The sequence below is a fragment of the Rhodococcus sp. NPDC057014 genome (assembly GCF_042673295.1).
Classification (GTDB): domain Bacteria; phylum Actinomycetota; class Actinomycetes; order Mycobacteriales; family Mycobacteriaceae; genus Rhodococcus_F.
This window is the reverse complement of sequence record NZ_JBHUSF010000006.1, coordinates 42,164-63,031: the sequence shown is the minus strand read 5'-3', so window position 1 is coordinate 63,031 and position 20,868 is coordinate 42,164. Positions and strand designations below refer to the sequence as shown.

Annotated in this window: 18 protein-coding genes and 2 pseudogenes; 12 read left to right on the top strand and 8 right to left on the bottom strand. The window is 68.5% G+C overall.

The features are described from left to right. Positions 1-19: 19 nt before the first annotated feature. Positions 20-2,161, bottom strand: a complete 2,142-nt coding sequence (locus ACFTZB_RS02425; RefSeq protein ID WP_378429937.1) for an MMPL family transporter — start codon at positions 2,159-2,161, stop codon at positions 20-22. Between the two features lie 99 nt (positions 2,162-2,260). On the opposite strand from ACFTZB_RS02425, the gene ACFTZB_RS02420 reads away from it, so the two are divergent. Further along, positions 2,261-2,701 (top strand): MarR family winged helix-turn-helix transcriptional regulator, encoded by a 441-nt coding sequence (locus ACFTZB_RS02420; protein WP_378429936.1) that lies wholly within the window; start codon positions 2,261-2,263, stop codon positions 2,699-2,701. A 213-nt stretch (positions 2,702-2,914) separates the two neighbouring features. On the opposite strand, the gene ACFTZB_RS02415 is transcribed toward ACFTZB_RS02420, so the two are convergent. Further along, positions 2,915-3,445, bottom strand: a complete 531-nt coding sequence (locus ACFTZB_RS02415; RefSeq protein ID WP_378429935.1) for a lipoprotein LpqH — start codon at positions 3,443-3,445, stop codon at positions 2,915-2,917. Between the two features lie 208 nt (positions 3,446-3,653). Between ACFTZB_RS02415 and ACFTZB_RS02410 the strand changes: the two genes are divergently transcribed. The 7 genes and pseudogenes from ACFTZB_RS02410 (at position 3,654) to ACFTZB_RS02380 (ending at position 11,983) form a co-directional block, all read left to right on the top strand. Then, positions 3,654-4,982, top strand: coding sequence for a hypothetical protein (locus ACFTZB_RS02410; RefSeq protein ID WP_378429952.1), 1,329 nt, complete (start codon positions 3,654-3,656; stop codon positions 4,980-4,982). Then, on the top strand, positions 4,979-6,013 hold the full coding sequence (locus tag ACFTZB_RS02405; protein ID WP_378429934.1) for a hypothetical protein: 1,035 nt from the start codon (positions 4,979-4,981) through the stop codon (positions 6,011-6,013). The genes ACFTZB_RS02410 and ACFTZB_RS02405 overlap by 4 nt, the downstream gene beginning before the upstream one ends. A gap of 1 nt (position 6,014) precedes the next feature. Further along, positions 6,015-7,529 (top strand): tetratricopeptide repeat protein, encoded by a 1,515-nt coding sequence (locus ACFTZB_RS02400; protein ID WP_378429933.1) that lies wholly within the window; start codon positions 6,015-6,017, stop codon positions 7,527-7,529. 243 nt (positions 7,530-7,772) lie between these two features. Further along, positions 7,773-8,336: an alkyl hydroperoxide reductase subunit C gene (gene ahpC / locus ACFTZB_RS02395; protein WP_072944388.1), complete on the top strand. Its 564-nt coding sequence runs from the start codon at positions 7,773-7,775 to the stop codon at positions 8,334-8,336. A gap of 172 nt (positions 8,337-8,508) precedes the next feature. Next, positions 8,509-10,101 (top strand): alkyl hydroperoxide reductase subunit F, encoded by a 1,593-nt coding sequence (ahpF, locus tag ACFTZB_RS02390; RefSeq protein ID WP_378429932.1) that lies wholly within the window; start codon positions 8,509-8,511, stop codon positions 10,099-10,101. A gap of 75 nt (positions 10,102-10,176) precedes the next feature. Beyond that, positions 10,177-11,468 (top strand): annotated as a pseudogene (locus ACFTZB_RS02385) (CHAT domain-containing protein). Between the two features lie 101 nt (positions 11,469-11,569). Continuing rightward, complete coding sequence (locus ACFTZB_RS02380; RefSeq protein WP_087556144.1) at positions 11,570-11,983, top strand: VOC family protein; 414 nt, start codon at positions 11,570-11,572, stop codon at positions 11,981-11,983. On the opposite strand, the gene ACFTZB_RS02375 is transcribed toward ACFTZB_RS02380, so the two are convergent. Continuing rightward, the gene (locus tag ACFTZB_RS02375; protein ID WP_378429931.1) at positions 11,948-13,159 is read right to left on the bottom strand and encodes an FAD-dependent monooxygenase; all 1,212 of its coding nucleotides are present in this window, start codon (positions 13,157-13,159) and stop codon (positions 11,948-11,950) included. The genes ACFTZB_RS02380 and ACFTZB_RS02375 overlap by 36 nt on opposite strands. 93 nt (positions 13,160-13,252) lie before the next feature. Between ACFTZB_RS02375 and ACFTZB_RS02370 the strand changes: the two genes are divergently transcribed. Next, complete coding sequence (locus tag ACFTZB_RS02370; protein ID WP_378429930.1) at positions 13,253-13,969, top strand: TetR/AcrR family transcriptional regulator; 717 nt, start codon at positions 13,253-13,255, stop codon at positions 13,967-13,969. Positions 13,970-13,985: 16 nt separating this feature from the next. Here the strand turns inward: ACFTZB_RS02370 and ACFTZB_RS02365 are convergent, their stop codons facing one another. Then, positions 13,986-14,258 (bottom strand): hypothetical protein, encoded by a 273-nt coding sequence (locus ACFTZB_RS02365; RefSeq protein WP_378429929.1) that lies wholly within the window; start codon positions 14,256-14,258, stop codon positions 13,986-13,988. A 273-nt stretch (positions 14,259-14,531) separates the two neighbouring features. Here ACFTZB_RS02365 and ACFTZB_RS02360 point away from each other — a divergent pair. After that, positions 14,532-14,627, top strand: a pseudogene (locus tag ACFTZB_RS02360) (DUF4193 family protein); the annotation flags it as partial. Positions 14,628-14,741: 114 nt separating this feature from the next. Here ACFTZB_RS02360 and ACFTZB_RS02355 read toward each other — a convergent pair. The 4 genes from ACFTZB_RS02355 to ACFTZB_RS02340 all read right to left on the bottom strand — a co-directional run bounded on the left by ACFTZB_RS02355 (position 14,742) and on the right by ACFTZB_RS02340 (position 18,549). Next, entirely contained in the window at positions 14,742-15,053 is a 312-nt protein-coding gene (locus tag ACFTZB_RS02355) for a hypothetical protein (protein WP_378429928.1), read from the bottom strand. 222 nt (positions 15,054-15,275) lie between these two features. Next, a complete protein-coding gene (locus tag ACFTZB_RS02350; RefSeq protein WP_378429927.1) occupies positions 15,276-16,568 on the bottom strand; it encodes a sulfatase-like hydrolase/transferase in 1,293 nt (430 codons plus the stop codon). Continuing rightward, complete coding sequence (locus ACFTZB_RS02345) at positions 16,565-16,822, bottom strand: sulfatase-like hydrolase/transferase (RefSeq protein WP_378429926.1); 258 nt, start codon at positions 16,820-16,822, stop codon at positions 16,565-16,567. Before ACFTZB_RS02345 ends, ACFTZB_RS02350 begins: the two co-directional genes overlap by 4 nt. A 524-nt stretch (positions 16,823-17,346) precedes the next feature. Further along, positions 17,347-18,549, bottom strand: a complete 1,203-nt coding sequence (locus tag ACFTZB_RS02340) for an FAD-dependent oxidoreductase (RefSeq protein WP_378429925.1) — start codon at positions 18,547-18,549, stop codon at positions 17,347-17,349. 84 nt (positions 18,550-18,633) lie between these two features. Between ACFTZB_RS02340 and ACFTZB_RS02335 the strand changes: the two genes are divergently transcribed. Both ACFTZB_RS02335 and ACFTZB_RS02330 read left to right on the top strand, forming a co-directional pair. Continuing rightward, the gene (locus tag ACFTZB_RS02335; protein WP_378429924.1) at positions 18,634-19,272 is read left to right on the top strand and encodes a TetR/AcrR family transcriptional regulator; all 639 of its coding nucleotides are present in this window, start codon (positions 18,634-18,636) and stop codon (positions 19,270-19,272) included. Then, entirely contained in the window at positions 19,269-20,342 is a 1,074-nt protein-coding gene (locus tag ACFTZB_RS02330; protein WP_378429923.1) for an LLM class flavin-dependent oxidoreductase, read from the top strand. Before ACFTZB_RS02335 ends, ACFTZB_RS02330 begins: the two co-directional genes overlap by 4 nt. The last annotated feature ends 526 nt before the right edge of the window (positions 20,343-20,868 follow it).

Here is a 20,868-nt window from a genome sequence, read left to right as displayed (position 1 = left end):
GTGTGCACATCACGTTCCACTATGACCCCAGGCGGGCCCGTTCGGCATGCCTCTGGACGGTCTCGTCCGGCTCCGGTGCCGATGCAAGCTTGCTCGGCCACCAGATCTTCTGCCCGATGTCGACGGTGAGGGCGGGCACCAGGAGTGACCGCACGAGGAGTGCGTCGAGGAGAACACCGAAGGCGACGATGAACGCGATCTGCGCGAGGAAGATCAGCGGAATGACGGCGAGCGCCGAGAACGTCGCCGCCAGAACCACTCCCGCCGACGTGATCACCCCACCGGTGACGGTCAGACCGCGCAGCACGCCGCGGCGGGTGCCGATGCGCTGGGCTTCTTCCCGGCCCCGGGTCATGAGGAAGATGTTGTAGTCGATTCCGAGGGCGACGAGGAACACGAACGCGAACAGCGGGACGACGGGGTCCGCGCCCGGGAACCCGAAGACGTGCTCGAAGACGAGGGACGAGATACCCAGGGTCGCAGCGAAGGACAGCACGACCGTCCCCATCAGCAGCAGCGGTGCGAGCAGTGAACGCAGCAGCAGGCACAGGATCGCGAACACCACGAGGATGACGACGGGGATGATCAGCGTGCGGTCCCGCGTCGACGTCGTCTTCGTGTCGAGATCGGTGGCGGTGGTGCCCCCGACGAGGGCGTCGGCGCCGTCGATCGGGTGGACGGCGTCGCGGAGCGCGACGATGGTGTCTTCGGCCTCGCGGGAGTCGGCGGGATCGGTCAGGGTCGCGTCGATCGCCACGCGGCCGTCCACCACCAGTGGGTCCTGCGTGCCGGGGGCGGTCAGCACGGTGATGTCGCCGACACCGTCGACCCGGGCGGCGGCGACCACCGCGTCGCGGGCGCCCTCGTTCGCGATGATCACGGCTGGCGAACCGGAGCCGGCGTCGAAGTGGTCGCCGAGGATCTGCTGGCCCGCAACGGAATCGACGTCGAGCAGGAACGTCTCGGACTCCGCGACGCCGCTGGCCTTGAACTGAGGAAGCAGGAGCGCGAAGAGCACCAGCACCAGACTGGACGCGACCCAGAATCGGCGCGGATGTGCGCCGATCCGCGCGGCGAGCGCGGCCCAGAACTTGTGGTCGGCGGCCTCGTCCTTCTCGACGTGCCGTGCGTCGAAGGCGGGCCTGCTCGGCCAGTACGCCGCCCGGCCGAGGAGCACGAGCACCGCGGGGAGGTACGTCATGGAGGCGACGAACGACGCCGCGATGCCGATGGCCGCGACCGGTCCGAGACCGCGATTGGAGTTGAGATCGGACAGCAGCAGACAGAGCACGCCGGCGATGACGGTGCCCGCGGACGCCGCGACCGGTTCGAGTGTCGCCCGCCAGGCGGTCCGCATGGCGCGGTACTTGTCCTGCTCGATCCGCAGTTCCTCGCGGTAGCGGGACACGAGCAGCAGGGCGTAGTCGGTGGCGGCGCCGAACACCAGGATGAACAGGATCCCCTGACTCTGGCCGTTCAGCGCGATCACACCGGCGTCGGCGAGCACGTACACGAGCAGACTCGACAGTCCGAGCGCGAAGACCGCGGACGTGATCACGGCGAACGGGAGGATCGGGCTGCGGTAGACGACGATGAGGATGAGGATCACCACGACACCCGCTACCAGGAGCAGCAGTCCGTCGATTCCCGCGAATGCCGACGACAGATCCGCCACCTGACCGGCGGGCCCGGTGACGAGGACGGTGAGACCGTCCGGTGCGGCATCGAGCGCGTCCCGGAGTTCGGTGACACTGTCGCCGACCTCCCCTGCGCTGTCGACGGGCACGAACATCTCCAGTGCCCGACCGTCGGCGGACGGGATCGGCGGTGACACCTCGTCGCCGAATCCCTCCGACCCGGCGAAGGAGGCCGCGGTGCCCGAGAGGAACTCGGTGTCGGCGGCGGTGATCCCCGACGTCCGCTCGGCGACAACGATCGCGGGCACGAACCGGGTGTCGGTGAAGCCCTTCTGCAGCGCCGACACCTCGGTGGCCTCGGCCGACGCGGGCAGGAACGACGTGCTGTCGTTCTGCTGGACGGTGGAGAGTTTCCCGGCGAACGGTCCGCCGAAACCGCCGACGGCCAGCCAGACGATCACCAGCAGGGCTGGCAGAATCCATCGCAGTCGACGAACCGGGCGTGGGCGGGCGGTTGTGGTCACATGCACTCCAATGCGGGACGATTCGACGACCGGATGTCCGGATTGCGACGTTCCTATTTTGTTCAGCATGCTGAGCAAATTGCAAATGGAGGCGAAGAAATGACGAGCGACGGCATGGACCAGTGGCCTACCGGACGGTTGCTGTCGACGGCTGCGCGACTGGTCGAGCACTCGTGGGAGGACATTCTCCGGTCGCAGAACATGACCCATGCGGGACTCATCTCACTGCACACGATCGCCGACCGACCGGCCTCGCAACGCGACATCGCGAAGGCGTCGCGGGTGACGGACCAGACCATCAGCCGCACCATCGACCGCCTCGAGCGGGGCGGGTACGTCACCCGGGAGACCGATCCGAACGACGAGCGCCGCAAACGGGTCGCGATCACCGAATCGGGACGCGCGATCTACCGGCACCTGCTGACCCTGGAGAAGGAGGACGCGGCCCTCACCGCCGCGGTCGGCGACGTGGGGCCGCTGCGCGAGCAACTCCTCCGCCTCGTCCGGTCGCTGGGACTTCCGCCCCGGGACGAGGACTGACCCGGCCGCGGGGCAGACAGTGAACCGTCACTCTCCCTGCCGGATCATGGATCGGTTCACCGCGTCCTGGGCCGAACGCGCTTCGTACGTGAGCGGCGCGGTGTGCCGGGGAGCGCGGCGCCACTCACGTGCGGGGAATGTGCGTAGGACGTCACGTCTCCCGAGCGGTCGATCTCGAGGTGGCTCCGCGCGCGTCCCGGGGTGGGCGGGGGCTCAGCCGCCCACGACGGTCGAGCATGCGAACGTGATGTCGAATTTCGCCGAACTCGGCGCGGTCGGGTTGCTCATGTCGGGTGCCCCGACGCCTTCGCCGGTGACGGTGTAGGTGTCGCCGTCCTTGACGACCTTCGCGGAGCCGCCGGGCATGCCCTGCCCGAAGCCGAGTGCGTACGGGAGGCCGTTCGACCCGCCCTTGCTGCCGGCGATCCCGACCGCCTGCACGGTGTCGGTACCGGTGATCGTCGCGGAGACCGCCAGGTCGCCGTACGTCGCGTTGCCGGTGTCCGCCAGCGCCAGGGCCAGGGTGTCGCCCTGCTTGGCGCAGGTCGCGTCGAAGTTCGCGTCCAGCGCCTTGCCGTCGACCGCGGCCGCCGACGCACCCGACGCACCCGCCGGGCTCGCCACGGTCTGTTCCGAGCTTCCGTCGCCGGTGTCGCTGCAGCCCGAGACGAGCAGGGCGACGGCGGCCGCCGCAACGATGCCTGCGGTGTAGACGCGCTTCTGAGTCCGAACGATCTTGTTCATGATCCGTCCTTCACGTTTCGTGAGGGGCGCTCGGCGCCCGTCGTCGATTCCTTCGGCTCGCGGACTGGAGCCGATGTGAGAAAGGTAGGAACCTCTCGCGCCCTACCGATCCCAGATTTCTCGCTGCGTCGGCGGGCGGCGCCTGCGGTAACCTGCTCGAATGCGGACGGGACCGAGGGGCTCATCGGCTGCTCGGCGACCGCGGGCGATGGTCCTCGACGAGGTGTGGCGCGAACTGGACGGCGTCGAACCGCTCAGCGGGCCCGACGGCGGACCCCTGAGCCGCACGGTGAAACTGATCCTCGATCCCTTGGTCATCCGCCCTGTGCAGAACCCGCTGTGCGCCGGTCCGATCGTCACGGCCGACGGGGCGCAGCTGCTCGCCACCCGGGTGCACGCCTCCGCCGACGTACTGCGGGCCACCGCCGCCTGGTTCACCCTGCTCAAACGGGTCCGCCGGGCGCTGCGCATCACGGACGGCAACCCGCAGGACCTGTACTTCCAGCGGTGTTTCGAACTCGCGACCTGTTCGGGCGCACCCGATCCGCTCCGCGACGAGTCCGTCGCCGAGGACACGCTGCGCGACGTGCACGAGGTCGCCGCCGGCCGCACCACACAGGCGTTGAAGGCCCACGTCACCGACCCGGCCCGGGCACGGGAACTGAGCGCCCTCATCGACGTCGCGTGGGGGCGGCGACCGCTGTCGGGCGCCGCGACGGGCGACCACGCCGACAATGTGTCCGCGGTTCTCGACGCCTGTCCCGGCGCGCGTTTCGAGGAGGAGGGTGACGACGGACAGCACGCCCTCGACGACCTGATCGCCGGCCACGCGGGAACCCACCACGGGATCGTGTTGTGGACGACGGAGGTCTCGGCTCACCGGTTCGGCCTGACGGTGCATCCCGTCCCCGGACCGCCACGCCTCGGAACGTCGGCGTCCACCTCGGCGCTCGGGCTGCCCTTCGACCGTTCCGTCCACGAACGCGTCTTCACGGTGCTCCGCGCGTCGACCGACCGTGCGGAGCTACCGCCGATCCACGAACTGGTCACCACCGAGATCGCCCGAAGTTGCTCGCCCTGGGCTCTTCTCGACGAGTCGTTGCGGGTCGCGGCGACGACGGGTGCGGCACTCGCGACCGGTCTCCGCCCGATCGGGACGGTACCGGCTCCCGCGGCCACGGACACGACCGCCGTCCGGGTGATCAACGGTCGCTGGCAACGCGAGGCGTACGTCCTGCAGGCGCGGCGCCTCACCGTGACCGCCGACGCAGCGGGGAGGCTGCCCGACACGAATCCGCTGGCGGTCATCGCCGCCGAACTCCGCGAGCCGTGGCGGCCTTACCTCCGCCGCCTGTGGGTCCGCCTGCACGGCCGGGACGTCCGCGAGTTCTCCGTCCACGAACCGGGCGAACTGTGGGATCTCCTGGACGGGGTGGCGCGGTCGGTGATCCTCGACCACCGGATGCGAGTCAAGCAGGCGCTCAGCGTAATTCCGCTCGTGGATGCGGCGGATGCCCCCGAATCGAGGGCGAGTTGACCACCATCACCGTGCGGATCGACCGCGCCCCCGCCGGGGTCTGGATCATCGCCCCAGAGAACGCACCGAGCGTCCTCGACGACGCCCCGGGCATCGACGTGACCGTGCTGGAGGTGCTCGGCGGGCACCTGTCGTGGAGTGTGTTCGCCGAACACACCGTCCCGGTCGCGGTGATCGACGACGTCGACTCGGCGCAGAACTGGGTGTGGGCGGTGTTCGGCGAGGAGGTGGCACTCGCCGTGGCCGAGGGCGAGACCGGGAGCGAGGCCGCGGTCGAACCGGCTCGGCCGCGGGTGGCCGCGGCCGCCCGACGCCTCGCGTTCGCGCACTGGGCGGCGCGGTGGTGGCCGACGTCGACGGTCGACGGTATCGCAGCGCTCGACGCGGGACTGCTGAACCGCGAGATCGCGACACTCGTCGAGGACTGCGATCTGCTCGTCGACGGGGACGACGCGCTCGCACCGACCGGACCCGCGCTCGCCGGCCGTCCCGGGCGGGCCGACGACTATGCGCTCGCTGCGGGCGCCGCGGCCGCGACGCTGCCGGGCACCCTCGTGCTGGCGCGGGGCATCACGGGATCCGACTGGCGCCGGTACCCTCCCGGTCTCGTCGACTGCTCGGAGCGCGCGGTGTCGTGGGAGGTGGTGCGCACCTCCGGGATCACCGCGGTGCGCGTGAGCGTCGTTGCGGCACCTGACGTCTCCGAACCCATGGCGGAGCACCTCCGCCCCCGCGCCCTCGTCGGAACCGCATCGGGTTCCGTCGACGTCGTGCTGCAACTGTCGGGTGATGTCTGGTTCGGTGAGTCGGCCGCGCCACCCGGTGCGGAAGCGGGGGTGTCCGTGGACGTGTACCTGCCCGGGTTCGGTGTGAACGGTTCCGCGGACGTCGGAGGTCCAGACGTCCGGGAGCGGGTTCGGGCCCTGGCCCGTCTGCGGCTGCGGCGGGCCGCGGAGCCGACTCCGGACGACGCACCTGACGCGCCGCTACTCGCCGAGATAGACGCGGCCGCCTCGGATTCGGACTTCTGACGTGGACGACCAGACGGGCCGCGACCTTCTTGCCGCGGGAGCCGCGGCCTATGCGCGGGGCGACGTCGCCGAGGCGCTCCGGACGTTCGAGCAGGTCGCCGCCGCGGCCACCGGCGATCTCCGGACGAGCGCGATCATCAATGCGGCCAGCATGTCCGACGAATTGGGCGAGCACGCGAAGGCCGTCGACCTGTACCGGGAGGCCCTCGCGGTGATGCCTGCCGACGCGATCCGGATGCGTCCGGCGGCGCTGGTCAACCTGTCGCAGGCACTGCAGCACGTTGGCGATCTCGACGGCGCGCAGGACGCGCTCGAGCAGGCGCGGGAACTGCTCGCGGCCGGCGTCGAAGACCAGGGTGACCTGCGGGTCGCGTGTCTGTTGTCGCTCACCGCGGTCGCGATGCATCGGCAGCAGTGGGCGCACGCGGCCGACGTGGCCACCGAGTCCCTCGACGCGGCAGTCCGTTTCGCGCCGGGACTCGCGGGCCATCCGTTGATGAATCTCGCTGCCATCCATTTCGAGACCGGGCGTTTCGATCTCTCCGACGACTTCGCCGGGCAGGCGCTCGCCGCATTCGAGACTGCGGGCGACGTCAACGCCGTCGCCGAGACGCAGCAGAACCTGGGCATCATGCGCGCCCGCGCGGGTCGCCTCGACGATGCGGAACCGCTGCTGCAATCGAGTCAGACGTATTTCGAACGGGCCGGAATCGGCCACCGGGCGGGAATCGGATCGAAGGTGCTGGCATTTCTCGCCGAGGGCCGCGGCGACACCGCACGCGCTGCGGCGCTCTACCGCCGCAGCCTCGACTACTTCCGGGGGTCCGGAGCTGTGCTCGACGTCGCGGACGTCGAGACGCGCCTCGCCACCGTCGCCTTCGCCGAGGGCCGACCCGGCGAGGGCGAGAGACTGCTCGCCGCCGCGTTCGCCACGTACCGCGGACTGGGGCTCGGACTGCACTGCGCGCAGGTCGACTTCTGGCACGCGACCCTCCTCGAATCCGCACTGACCGCCGCCGGCACACCCGACGATGCGGCGCAGGCACGGGCCACCGCGCTCGCCGTGCCCGCGGCGATCGCCATCGACGCCGTGCGATACACACTTCCGAACGGCCGACAGCGCGAGCAGTGGAACCGCGAGATCGCCGATCCGGCGATGCAATTGGCGTTCCGTCTCGCCTACGCCGCCGGCGACGCCCGGTTGGTCGCCGATCTCGTCGAGGCGCAGTGTTCGGGGACGACGGTGGACATCGGCCGCGCCGGGCACGGCATCGCGCCGCGGCTGCCCCTGCAGTTGCCCGACCCTCCCCCTGTCGGCGCGGCCGACACCGACGGCTCCTTCCTGCTCGGTGCCGCACTGGCCGGAGTCGCGGCCGGCGCCGGCCTGCCGGTACCCCTCCCCCCGCGGCTCACCGTGACGTCGGACGGACGGATCGTGCTGGGCTCCGCGATTGCGGTCGCCGAGGAACGCTATGGGCGCGAGGTCCGCGACCACCGCGTAGTGCCGGCCTGGTGATCCCGCTTTCCGTTCGCTGCGCGGAGATTCAGGGCCGAAGGGTGTCACGGTGGTCACACCGCACGTCCGGCGACCGCCCCGCGACGCGTGGATGGATGTCCACGCTGACCTGCGAAGTGTCCGATTCGACGGCCATTGATAGCCCCATCCAATCTATGGAATAGGTCTCATAGATTGGACCTATTCCAATCTGCTGGATAGCCTCGTCGCTGTCGGCTTCCAGTCTTACGAATAGAGGTTCCAATGGCCCTGATCAACACGCAGATCAAGCCCTTCGCGGCGTCCGCTTTCAAGGACGGCGCGTTCATCACCGTCTCCGCGGACGACATCAAGGACAAGTGGGCTGTCTTCTACTTCTACCCGGCCGACTTCACCTTCGTCTGCCCGACGGAGCTCGGCGACCTCGCCGATCACCACGAGGAACTGCAGCGTCTCGGCGTCGAGGTCTTCTCGGTGTCCACCGACACCCACTTCACGCACAAGGCGTGGCACGGATCCTCCGACACCATCGGCAAGATCAAGTACGCCATGATCGGTGACCCGACGCAGGAGATCAGCAAGAACTTCGAGGTTCTGCGTGAGAACGAGGGACTGGCCGATCGCGGCACCTTCCTCGTCGACCCCGACGGCGTCATCCAGTTCACCGAGGTCACCGCGGAAGGCATCGGCCGCAACGCCGCCGAGCTGGTCCGCAAGGTCAAGGCCGCTCAGTACGTCCGGTCGCACCCGGGCGAGGTCTGCCCCGCCAAGTGGGAAGAGGGCGAAGAGACCCTCGCTCCGTCGCTCGATCTCGTGGGCAAGATCTGACGTAGCCCAGTCGACCGTAGGCACGGGCTCAGAACTTCTGAGCCCGTGCGCGCGGTTCCCGGTGCTCCGCTCCCGTGAGGGGCAATCGGTGTCGCACCAACACTTTCCGGACCGCCCAGCTGGTTTCCGGTTTCCGATCCCTTTTCCTCCCCGATCGATGGAGTAGATCCGCATGCTCGAAGCCTCGCTCGCCGGCCAACTGAAGTCCCTGCTCGAACGGCTGACCCTGCCGATCGAGCTCGTCTCCTCACTCGATGACGGTCCCAAGTCCACCGAACTCGCCGAACTGCTCACCGAGATCGCGGCGATGTCGGACAAGGTCACCTACGAACGCCGCGACGACGACGCACGACGCCCGTCCTTCGCCGTCCGCCGCAGTGGCACCGACACCGAGGTCCGCTTCGCCGGGATCCCGCTCGGCCACGAATTCACCTCGCTCGCACTCGCTTTGCTTCAGGTCGGCGGTTACCCGTCGAAGGAGTCCCCCGAACTGCTCGAGCAGGTCCGCAACCTCGACGGCGACTTCCACTTCGAGACGTACTTCTCGCTGTCCTGCCAGAACTGCCCCGACGTGGTGCAGGCCCTGAACCTGATGTCCGTGCTCAATCCGCGCATCAGCCACGTCGCGATCGACGGCGCCCTGTTCCAGGACGAGGTCGACGGCCGCCAGATCATGGCCGTGCCGACGGTCTTCGTCAACGGCGAACTCTTCGGCTCCGGCCGGATGAGCCTCGAGGAGATCATCGGCAAGCTCGACGTCGGTGCCGCCGACCGCGCCGCCACCGCGATCGCGCAGAAGGACCCGTTCGACGTGCTCGTCGTCGGTGGCGGCCCGTCCGGCGCCGCGGCCGCGGTGTACGCCGCGCGCAAGGGAATTCGCACCGGCATCGCCGCCGAGCGCTTCGGCGGTCAGGTGCTCGACACCATGGCGATCGAGAACTTCATCTCCGTCCCCTACACGGAGGGCCCCCAGTTCGGGTCCGCGCTCGAGAATCACGTCCGCCAGTACGGCGTCGACATCATGAACACCCAGAAGGCCGCGAAGCTCGTGCCCGCCGCCACCGAGAACGGTCTCGTCGAGATCGAACTGGAAAGCGGTGCTTCCCTTCTCGCGCGGACCGTGATCCTGTCGACGGGTGCGCGGTGGCGCTCGATGAACGTGCCCGGCGAGGACCAGTACCGGAACAAGGGCGTTACCTACTGCCCGCACTGCGACGGACCGCTGTTCAAGGGCAAGCGCGTCGCCGTGATCGGTGGCGGCAACTCCGGAGTGGAGGCCGCGATCGATCTCGCCGGACTCGTCGAGCACGTCACGCTCATCGAGTTCGACTCGGTGCTCCGCGCCGACGAGGTGCTGCAGCGCAAACTGCGCAGCCTCCCCAACGCGGACATCCTCCTGAGCACGCTCACGACGGAGGTCGTCGGGGACGGCAACAAGGTCACCGGTCTGGCGTACCAGGACCGCACGACCGATACCGCGCACACGCTCGACGTCGAGGGTGTCTTCGTCCAGATCGGTCTCCTGCCCAACACCGAGTGGCTGGCCGGCAGCGTCGAATTGTCCGATCGCGGCGAGATCGCGATCGACGACCGCGGCCAGACGTCGGTCCCCGGCGTGTTCGCAGCCGGCGACTGCACCACAGTGCCGTACAAGCAGATCGTCATCGCCGCCGGTGCCGGCGCCACGGCAGCGCTGAGCGCATTCGATCGGCTCATCCGCACGGGCGTGCCTGCCGAGGAGTCCGCCGCCGCAACCGTCGGCTAGTTCCGCTGGACCCCTCATCCACCCGGGCGCGTGGCACACACGCCACCGCCCGGGTGGGTAGGGAATGCTGGGGCGGTGCCGACTCACCTGCCCCACCCGCCGACCTCGCACGAGCAGCCCACCGCGATCGTGCGGATGGCCGACGCCGGCGACCTGTACACGTCGTGGCGCTGGACCCACGACTCCCACCCCGCCGGGGTCGGCGTCGCACCCGCCGCGCAGGTGGACGAGGCCGTCGCCGCACTGGCCCGGGCCCTGCCCGACCTCAGGGACCCGCAGGGGCTGCACCGTTCACTGACCGCGGGTGCGTTCTCCGGCTACGAGTCCGAACACGATCTGGCTCAACTCCTCTCGCGCACATTTCTCCCGTTCGGTCTCGCCGGGCAGTTGCACGGCTGTTCACCCGCGGCGTGCGCCCCCATCTCCGGATCCAGCCGTCACCCGGGGTCGCGCAGGTGCCGTGGGAACTGATCGCCCCCGACGCCGGGCTGCGTCTCATCGACATCGCGGACGTCAGCCTGCTGGCCCCGCTGAGCATCGTGCACTCACCCGGCCGCCCGGTCCGCACCTGGACGGACGGCCACCGGCTTCCCGTCGTCGCGGTCCTCGACCCCCGGGTTCCGGGGTTCCGCGCCGATTCGGTTCTCGGTTCCGTCCTGGGGCGGATGGCCGCGGACAGCCCGCTGTCGCAGCGGGTCGCGACGTACGCCGGCAAGGGCCGGCTGCTCCCGGCCGTGGACGGACCACTGGACGTGTTCCGCCGCGAAGACGTCGACCGGGCATGGCTCGGTGCGGCGTTGCGCGAGGGCGCGGGCCGGCTGGTGTACGTCGGGCACGTCACCGCGGCGGCACCCGAATCCGGTCAGAGCGAGCACGCCGAACTGCACCTCGCCTGCTCCGCCGACGCCGTCGGGTTCGCGGAGCCGACGCGCGCGCACCGGCCGTTGTCCGCGAAGGACCTCCTGCTGGGAACGCACACGCTCACCGACGAACCGATCCGCGGCGCCGACGTGTGGCCGATCCCGAGCCGGGTTGCGCTCATCGCCTGCGAGAGCGGCGGCGACCTGCGGTTCAGCGAGGCCCTCGGACTGGTCGCCGCGATGATCGCCGGCGGGGCGGAACTCGTCACCGCGAGCCGCTGGGCACTTCCCACCGACCTCGCGTTCCAGCGCATCGCCGGCGCAGCACCGCACGCGCGCCCGCTGCAGGACGTCATCTGTTCGATCGACGCGGCGCACGAACTGCCCGACGCGGTCGGCGCGCTCTGCGCGTGGCAGCGCGACCGGGTCGCCGCCTGGCGGGACGAACGGACGATCGAGCATTCGCCGGTGCTGTGGGCGGCGTTCGCGACCGTCGCGGTGCCCTGAAACACCTGGTGCAGTACCGAGCTTTGCGTTCCCCACATCGTGTCGGTCGGTCGTTGTACCGTCGTTGCTGTCGGTTCCGGCACCTAGAAGGAGCATGCCTCATGACCTCTCGTCTCAACCCCTACATCAGCTTCGACGGCAACGCTCGGCAGGCGATGGAGTTCTACAAGGACGTCTTCGGTGGCACCCTGGCGGTGAGCACATTCGGTGAGTTCGGCGCCCCGGACGCCGAGGGAGCCGACAAGATCATGCACGCAATGCTCGAATCCGACAATGGATTCACCCTCATGGGGGCAGACACGCCGCCCGGCATGGAACACAACCCGGGCACCAACATCGCGGTGAGCCTGAGCGGCGACGACGGCGACCTGCTCCGCGGTTACTGGGCCAAGCTCTCGGACGCCGGCTCCGTGTCGGTGCCCCTCGAAAAGCAGATGTGGGGAGACGAATTCGGTGCCTGTACCGACCAATTCGGTATCTCATGGATGGTCAACATTGCCGGGACGCCCAGCTGATCTCAGCGCCGGGTAGTCCTGCAGGTCGATGTCGGTGGCGAAGGAGTCGGTCAGCTTCATCATCAGGCCGAACAGCGCCTTGGACTTGAACGTCCAATTCCGCAGCCTGATGCGAGTCGACGACTTCGGCGCGAGAAACGGTCCGGCGCTGGCCTTGCGGGCGACCTTCGCATACCGGTGCATCTGCTCGTTGTAGCGTCCGAATGCGACGCGGTGGTCGCCACCGGTTGCGGCCAGTTCGCCAGCGAGCACATACGCACCGACGAGGGCGAGACCGGTTCCGAAGCCGCCCAGCGTGTTTCCGTACGCGGCATCGCCGAGTAGGGCGACGCGCCCGGCGGTGTAGGTATCGGTCTCGACCCTCGCGATCGAGTCGAGGTAGAAGTCGGGAGCGTCGTCCAGGTGCCCGAGCAACCCGGGCACGCGCCAGCCTGCACCTGCGTACGCGGCGGCCAGCAGGCGCTTCTGCTCGGTGATGTCGCCACGGTCGTAGTCGATCGGGTCGGAGGCGAAGACGAACAACTCGGGAGCCTTCGGTCCACCGACGACGGCCATCCTTCCGGGTTCGTTGTACATCCATCCCGTCGCGCGTTCCCGGTCGGGCGACGCCGCAGTCACCGCGTCCGTGGTGCCGACGACGGCGTAGTAGTACCCGAGGAATCGGACGAAGTTCTCCTCCGGCCCGAACCGGTGTTTACGCACCGCCGAGTGGATGCCGTCGGCGCCGAACACCAGGTCGAAACGGCGTGCGTGCAATTTCTCGAACGTGACCTCGACACCGGACTCTGTGTCGGTGAGCGCGGTCACGGAGTCACCGAACAGGTACTCGCACGAATCCGCGGTCCGTTCGTAGAGGATCTCGGTCAGGTCGCCCCGCAGGATCTCGACGTCGCCGCCGATGAATTCACCGGGCATGGTCGCCAAGTGTTTGTCACGTTCGTCGACGATCCGGAGGTCGGTCTTTCCCGTCTGCCTGCGGTGCACCTCGTCGAGAATCCCCATCCTCTCCAGCACCTGCCGGTGCACCTCCCCTTTGAAGTCGACGGCCTGGCCGCCGAGCCGAAGGACCGGCACCTTCTCGACGACGGTGACGGCGTAGCCGCTGCGAGCGAGCCAGAACGCCAGGGCGGGCCCGGCGATGCCGGCACCAGAGATCAGGACGGTGTCGTTCGGCATGGGAGCCCTCCGGGAATTAATTGTGTCTTATAGACATAATTCAGTGTATGGTAGACACCATTCCGGATCAAGAGTCGACCGGAGGAGCGCAAGATGGTCACCCAGCCCCGTACCGCCGAGCTGCTGTGGGGATCACCGGACAGACCGAAGCGCGGTCCGAAGCCGGCGCTGAGTCTCGAGCGGATCGTCGCCACCGCCATCTCGATGGCCGATGCGGAGGGCCTCGCCACGCTGTCGATGCAGCGCCTCGCGGAGGACCTCGGGTTCACCAAGATGTCCCTCTACCGCTACACCCCGGGGAAGGCCGAGCTGACCGCCCTCATGCTCGATGCCGCTCTCGGACCCGCACCCGACCTGTCCGACATCGACGGCGGCTGGCGCGCAGCGCTCCACGAGTGGGCACTGCGCATGTGGGCGGGTCTGCGACGGCATCCGTGGGTCGTCGACGTCGCCGTCGGCCCCCGCGTGATGGGACCGAACGAACTGGGCTGGCTCGAAACCGGCCTCTCGGCACTGAGCGGCACCGGGCTCACCGGCGGAGAACGACTGGATTCGGTCGTCCTGATCACCGGCCACGTCCGCAGCCTCGCGCAACAGTCGACGGCCGCCGGCGCCGAAACCGACACACCCGAGAAGGCCCTGAACGCGATCATGACGGGAATCCTCACCGACAACGCCGAACGTTACCCCGAGGCGGCGGCGGCCTTCGCCTCGGCCAGTTCGTCTTCCGGGCAGGACGATGCGCTCGAATTCGGCCTGGCCCGGATCTTCGACGGCCTCGCCGCACTCGTCGCGGAACGCGCCGGATAGCGGAGCCGCGGTCCGATCAGGTGAATCGAGGCCTGAGCACCACCGCGATCGTCACAGCCAGGACGCCGCCGCACAGAACTCCGGCAAGCGCTGTGGCCCAACGCTGCCCCATCGATGCATCCGTGGAAGTCAGCGCGCTCGCCAGCAGCGTCGCCGCACCCGTCACCGACAGGGTGACATTCCAGCTCAGAAGGTGACTGGTTCCGGTGTGGACACGCAGAAGGGCCGGGGGGATCAGCACGTGGGAGACAATGAGAAGCACAATGCCTGGGTAGAGCAGAGCGTTCATTGCTGTCCTATCACAGAGCGGTGGACGGAGAGGACGAGTTCATCCGCGGGACTTTGCTTCGGCGCTGTTTCTGCACGCTGCGCTCAGCTTTCCACCGGTGCCCGGGTGCGGCGACAGTAGCCATTCACCAAGATCTCCCACCGGTTGAGCAACTATCGCCGATGCTTTCGCCGCCCGGCCCGCACGGGGGTGGGAACGGCGAAGGCCTTGGCATGGCGGATCCGAACACCCAGAGCATGAGGACGCAGCAGCCCTGCCCATCGACTGCTACTCCAGGCGAACGAATTCACCTGCACCAGTTGCATCCTCGTCCACCACCGCAGCCGCCTCGCCGACTCGGGGCAGCTGATCTGCCGGGACTGCAGCTGACCGACCACTCGGGCCCCGCCACTTACCCCGGGCACTTCGACGCGTCGATGCTTGCTGACAGCATCGGGTCCCCACCCCCCACATCCCCGGGGGTCCGCGGGCGCGATGTGCCCGTTACTCTGCCCGGTGCCGACCTGGTGTCCGCGCGGCCGAATCCGGGTTCGGATTCGGGGCGGGGCGGGGGAAGCCCGGATCGATGGTCAGGTCTTCGGTGTCGACAAAGACCAGCCGCCCGTCGTCGAGCGCGACCGCCCACCGATGCACCGGCGCCCAGGCGTGCCCACCGCCGCCCGGGTCGGTCACCGCCGCGTAGTCCTCGACCACTTCACCGGTGAGGTCGGCCCCGGCACTTCTGCGGACCAGCACCCGGACACCGACCGTCAACGCTTGGCCATCGACCGGCCGGTTGCCGCTGTTTCGGGCCATGCTGATGCACCTCTTCGCTCGGCGGAACTCCCGAGATCGAGCATAAGCACCCCGGGTGAGCCTGTCCCGGCGCTCACGGTGCAACGCGCGAGAAACACCGTGTCGGAGTCCGTCGCGCAATCGAAGGAAGGGGGAAGCGGGGATCCTGTGGGCGGTGCATTGCGTCGGGAGGAGCCGGCACCAGCCGCCGTGGCCGCACCGATCCGGTGTTGGATCCGCCGATCACCCGCTCTGGTGATCGAGCCCGCTGTGTGGTTGCGGCAACTCCTCGTGCGACCGCACGAGGGTGGTCACGAACTGGGTGATGACGCCGAGCTGGAGGTGCTCCTCGGGTCGCATCTCGCCCGGCCGGGGCGGCACATACGGATCGGGTGTTCCCGGCTTGATCGGAGGCTCCACCGCGAGCGTCCCGAGGAACGCGCCCACCGCGGCAGCCATCGGGTGCAGGACCCAGCCGTGTGGGAAGTCGACCTCGTTCTCCTCTCGCGGATCCCATTCGAGGTTGTGGAGGTGCGGCATGTTGTACGGCGTCCAGGTGGACAGGAACTCGTCCTGTTGGAACAGGTGCGCCTTCCACTGCCGCCACTTCACGGCCTGCAGCCGGTTGCCCTGGATGCACAGGACGGTGTCCCGGCCGGACACCCCGGAGTCTCCGAGGAGGAACTCCCGCATGTCCATCCCGTCGATCTGGCGGTCGTCGGGGACCGCCGCGCCGGCCGCCAGCAGCAGCGTGGTGAACCAATCCACCTGATGGACCAGCTCGTTGCTGACCTTCCCGGCGGGGATCCTTCCCGGCCACCGGACGATGCACGGCGTTCGGTTGGAGCCTTCGAGCGAGGTGAAATACCCACCCCGCCACGGTCCGGAGCAGCCCTTCCATTGCCCACCGACCGGGTCGGGGTCGATCGCGGGCATCCGGTAGTTGGGATCGGCACCGTTGTCGGACGCCCACACCACGATCGTGTCTTCCATGAGCCCCAACTCGTCGAGCTTGTCCAGGATCATGCCGGTGAAGTCGTCCATCTGCGTGAGCAGGTCGGCCCAATTTCCGTGTTTGCTCGTCCCGGCGTACTCGGGATCGGGAATCGTCGGGATGTGGACCTGCGTATACGGCAGGTACAGGTAGAACGGCTTGCCTTCATTCTTGGATCTGCTCATGAAATCGATCGCCCACTCGGTGATCTTGCGGTCGAACCGGGCACGGAAGCCGGCGTCGTAGGTGGCGATCGCCTCGGGCTGCTCGCCCTTCTTCCGGAAGTAGATCAGCTCGGGCTCGAGGCGGATCGGCGTGTCGCCGGCGTACGGGGTGGCGGTCACCGGTCCATCGGGGAAGTACGACTGCATCGTCCACAGAACCTCGTCGGCGGTGCGCGGGCTCCACACGGCCTCGTCGAACCCGAAGTTGATCGGGCCACGCGATTCGGGATCGCTGCCCAGGTGCCACTTACCCCACATGCCGGTTGCATACCCGACATCGGAGAGCGCCTGCGCGATCGTCGTCTCCCATTGAGTCAATCCATCCGGGCCGCCGGTGATGGGTACCGCTGCGTGCCCGAGCGCAGCGGGTGACGGCCGGTCAGCAGCGCCGAACGGCTCGGCGTGCACTGCGCCTCGACGTTGAAGTTGAGCAGGCGCTGACCTTCGGCCGCGAGTTGGTCGATCCGCGGTGTCGGCGCACCGCGGAGAATCCCGCCCCCGTAGCAGCCGAGCTCACCCCACCCGAAGTTGTCCCAGAAGAAGAACACGATGTTCGGCTTCGTGTCGCTCATGTTTTCCACGCTCCTTTTGCCCTCGGCTCCGGCCGGATCCCGACGACCCCGGGTGGCTCAGAGATGGTGAGGGCGTCTGGTCGTATCACAGGCATCCAGCAGCATGCTGTGCGGAGCATCTCCTAAGCCCTGAAGATGTGCCATGCGATCCATTCAAGCGGGACGACAACCGACAACGAGACACAATCGCGCAACACGAACCATCCCAAAAACGAACCACTCACCGGGACGAGATCGACACCCGGCGCAATAGGACGGCAGCGGTCGGCACCGTCCGGAAGCCGATGGCTCACTGCGACTGGACGACATGGCCGCCGCTGTGTCCCGCGGTGAGCCGGCCGTCACGAGCGCACGTTGCACCGAGAGGAAGGCGACCACCGTTATCTGGACCAACCCGGTCAGGTTTGCCAGTCCAACGTGTTATCGCGGGTATCGACCTCGGCGGCTCCGTGTGCCTTGCTTTCCGTGTCGCCATCTCGTCCGTCGGCGCTGGGCCGTCGACGACGCGAGAAATAGATGGGCGTCTACGCGTCAGCGTGTGCGAGTACCGACGCGATGCGCGGCGCAGAGTAGACGTCTCGGATGGGCACCGATCCGCCGAGGACACCGAAGATCCGCTCGACTACCTCTGGTCGGGACGCGGCTGCTCGGTAGAACGCCTGCAGTCCGTTCGAGAGCGGGGCGAGGCGGGCCGTGCTGAGGGCTAGTTCGAAGCCGTTGGCGGTGAGCTGGTCGCGCTGACGTTGGTAGTCGCCGAGTGCGTCGTCGACGCGACGGCCGGCGCGCGCGCTGTCGATGGCCTGAGCGAGCAGCTCGGCGCTGAGAAATGCATCGGAGATGCCCATCCCCGTGGACGGGTCCTTGTGGTGGCCGGCATCGCCGAGCAGCGCCCAGCCCGGTCCGGCCGATGTTCGGTACTGGTTGGGTAGGTCGGCGGTGCCGACGAAACGGTGTTCGCGATGGCCGGAGGCGACCGCGTCACGCAGTCCCGGCACCAGATCGAGGGCGGTGTGAAAGCTGCGGTCGAGGTCTGTGCGGACGCGCGCAAATTCCCGGCGGGGCCACCCGACGTAGATGCAGGTCAGTCCGTCGTTGGTGGGCCAGACCAGGATCAGCTGGCCGGTGCGGGCGTGGAACGACGCGCGCAGATCGCCGAGGCCACTCCAATAGGAGTAGTACACGCACGTCAGCGGCGGATGGTGGTTGTAGACACGAGCAGCGACTCGCCGCGCGACGGTCGAGTGCAGACCGTCGGCCCCGACGACCAGAGGTGCCCGCAACGACACCGAGCCGCCGCCACCCCGGCGACGGCCGCGCACCCCCGATACCCGACCCTCCGTCCACACCACGTCGTCGACGACGACGCCGTCGATCAGTTCGGCGCCCGCCTCGACGGCCGCCTCGACCAGCACCGTGTCGAGAACGGTCCGCCGCGGGCAGTACACGGCGGTCTGTCCTTCGACGCCCGGCCCGATACCCGACATCTGGACCGGGCCGACGTCGAAGGTGATCTGCTCGATCGGCGCGCAGCCGCGGGCGTGCAACCGGCCGAGCAACCCCCACTCCCGCAGTCGGGACGCGCCGCGTTGCCACAGGAAATGGGTGGACATGGTGTCGCTGGGAAACGACGCTCGATCGAGGACCGCGACACGGTGCCCGCCGCGTGCCAGAAGCATCGCCAACGACGCGCCCGCGCACCGGGCGCCCACCACGATCACGTCGAACATCGGGCCTTCTCCTTCGGGCCGGTTTCGAATGCCGAACCCAAATCAAAGATAGCACGATCGTTCGTGCTGTACTAGGGTGAGTGCGTGGCACAGAAACGGAGCACGACCCCAGGGGCCAAGACGCGAGAGACCGTGCTGGACGCGGCCGCCGACGTCGCATCGATCAACGGTCTGGACGGACTCACCATCGGGCACCTCGCGAGCCTGACCGGGATGAGCAAGAGTGGGCTGTTCGCCCACTTCGGGTCCAAGCAAGACCTCCAGTTGGCCACCATCGAGGTCGCGCGGCAGCGGTACGTGCGTGAGGTCATCACGCCGGCGCTCGGGTCCGGTCCGGGCATGCACCGCCTCACCGCCCTCTGTGAGTCGTTCCTGTCGTATGTCGAACGGGGCGTCTTTCCGGGCGGATGCTTCTTCGCCGCCGCGATGGCCGAGTTCGACGGCAAGACGCCCGGCCCGGTCCGTGACGCCGTCATCGAGTGCCAGCGCCAGTGGATGGGAACCCTCGTGCAGGCGGCACGCGAGGCGCAGCAATCCGGCGAGTTGGGCACCGACACCGATCCGGAACAGCTCGCGTTCGAGCTGGAAGGCGCACTGCTGGCAGCCAACTCATATTTCCACCTCTTCGCCGACACACGCTGTCTCGACCGCGCCCGCCTCGCGGTGCGCACGCGCCTGTCCAGGCGAGAACCGACACCAGAACGGACGGCAACCCGCCCATGAGTACCCACACCACCGACACCGTCGCCTCCGGCGTCAGCGCTACCCGGCGCGGCCTCGGCATCTGCCTGACGCCACTCGAAACGCGCCGTGAGGTGATACTGCACGTCGCTCGCCGCACCGAAGATCTCGGCTATGACGGGTTCTTCCTCGCGGAAGGGTGGAGCCAGGATGCCGCCGTCCTGCTCACCGAAATCGCCACCAAGACCGAACGAATCACCATCGGTACCGGTGTGCTCAGCGTCTGGGGCCGCACCGCCGGCACCCTCGCGATGCTCGCCGCCAGCCTCGATGAGGTCTCACACGGCCGTTTCGTCCTCGGCTTGGGTGCAAGCAGTCCACAGCTCGTCGAAGGCCTGCACGACCAATCGTTCACCGCGCCGGTGGCCAAGCTGCGCGCGGTCACCGCACAGGTTCGTCGACTGCTCGACGGCGAGCGGGTCCGCCCGACGGCAACCCACGACCACCGGCCCCTACGGCTGGGTGTCGCCGCGCGCACCGGCCTGCCGATCCACCTCGCCGGACTCGGCGACAAATCCATCCAACTCGCCGGCGAACTGGCGGACGGCTGGACGCCCTTCCTGGTGCCGCGGTCGTGGCTGCCCTGCGGAATCGACGTGCTCGAGAAGGCGGGCGCCCGATCCGGCCGCACCACACGCCCCGTGGTGGGTCCGGCCGTCCCCACCGCCGTCGCGGCCGATCAGGCAACGGCCCGCGAGATCGCGTCCTGGTGGATCACCTTCTACATCACCAGCATGGGCTCGCTCTACCGCCGCTCGCTGAGCGAACGGGGGTACCACCACCAGGTCGAGGCCGTGCTCGCCGCCAACCCGACCCACGACACCACCGACGTGCCGGCCGCAGCCCATGTTCTGCTCGACGAGCTCACCGTCTGGGGGACACCCGACACCGCCCACGACCACCTCCAGCACTGGTACACCGCAGGCGCCGAGATGCCGATCCTCACCCTCCCACCCCACCGCACCATCGCCGAACTCGACTACATGCTCGAAACCATGCGCCCACACCCTCCACATCCCTCGGGCGCGGCCGGAGCGGCTGCGTCGTCATAACCCGCCATTCGACGTCCGTCGACCCCACCGCAGTCGATCACCGACCGATGTTGTGCGCCAACCCAGTTCGCAAAGCCGACGCGACAAGGTAACAGTTCGTGATGACACCGCTGACGAACCGCCGGGTTGCCTGTGTGCCCGGCGACGCGGAACGCGGGGGTGGTCCGGTCACAGCAGATCCACGCACACCCCCAGCGAAATCCGTCAACCCCTCACCGACCCCGCTGATGTCACCTCGTTCACATCGTCCCGGGACGTGTCTGCTCCCCCGGTCCGAGCCCGAATACACCGATTCGCTGACCAGTCGGGGTGAGTTTCGGTGTGCAGCAACGGTCGGCATGTGGGCATGGTTGAGCATCCGAACGCTCGTGTCGGGCTGTTCCACTTGCTCTTTCGCATCGAGGGCGGGCAGGTGCCGCGTCAACCGCCGGGCCGAAGACGCGAGTGGGCCTTCTTCTGCGTTCCGGATCGGTGCATCCAGGCTCAGGGCAGCCCCGCGTTCCCCCAACTCGGCGACACACACAAT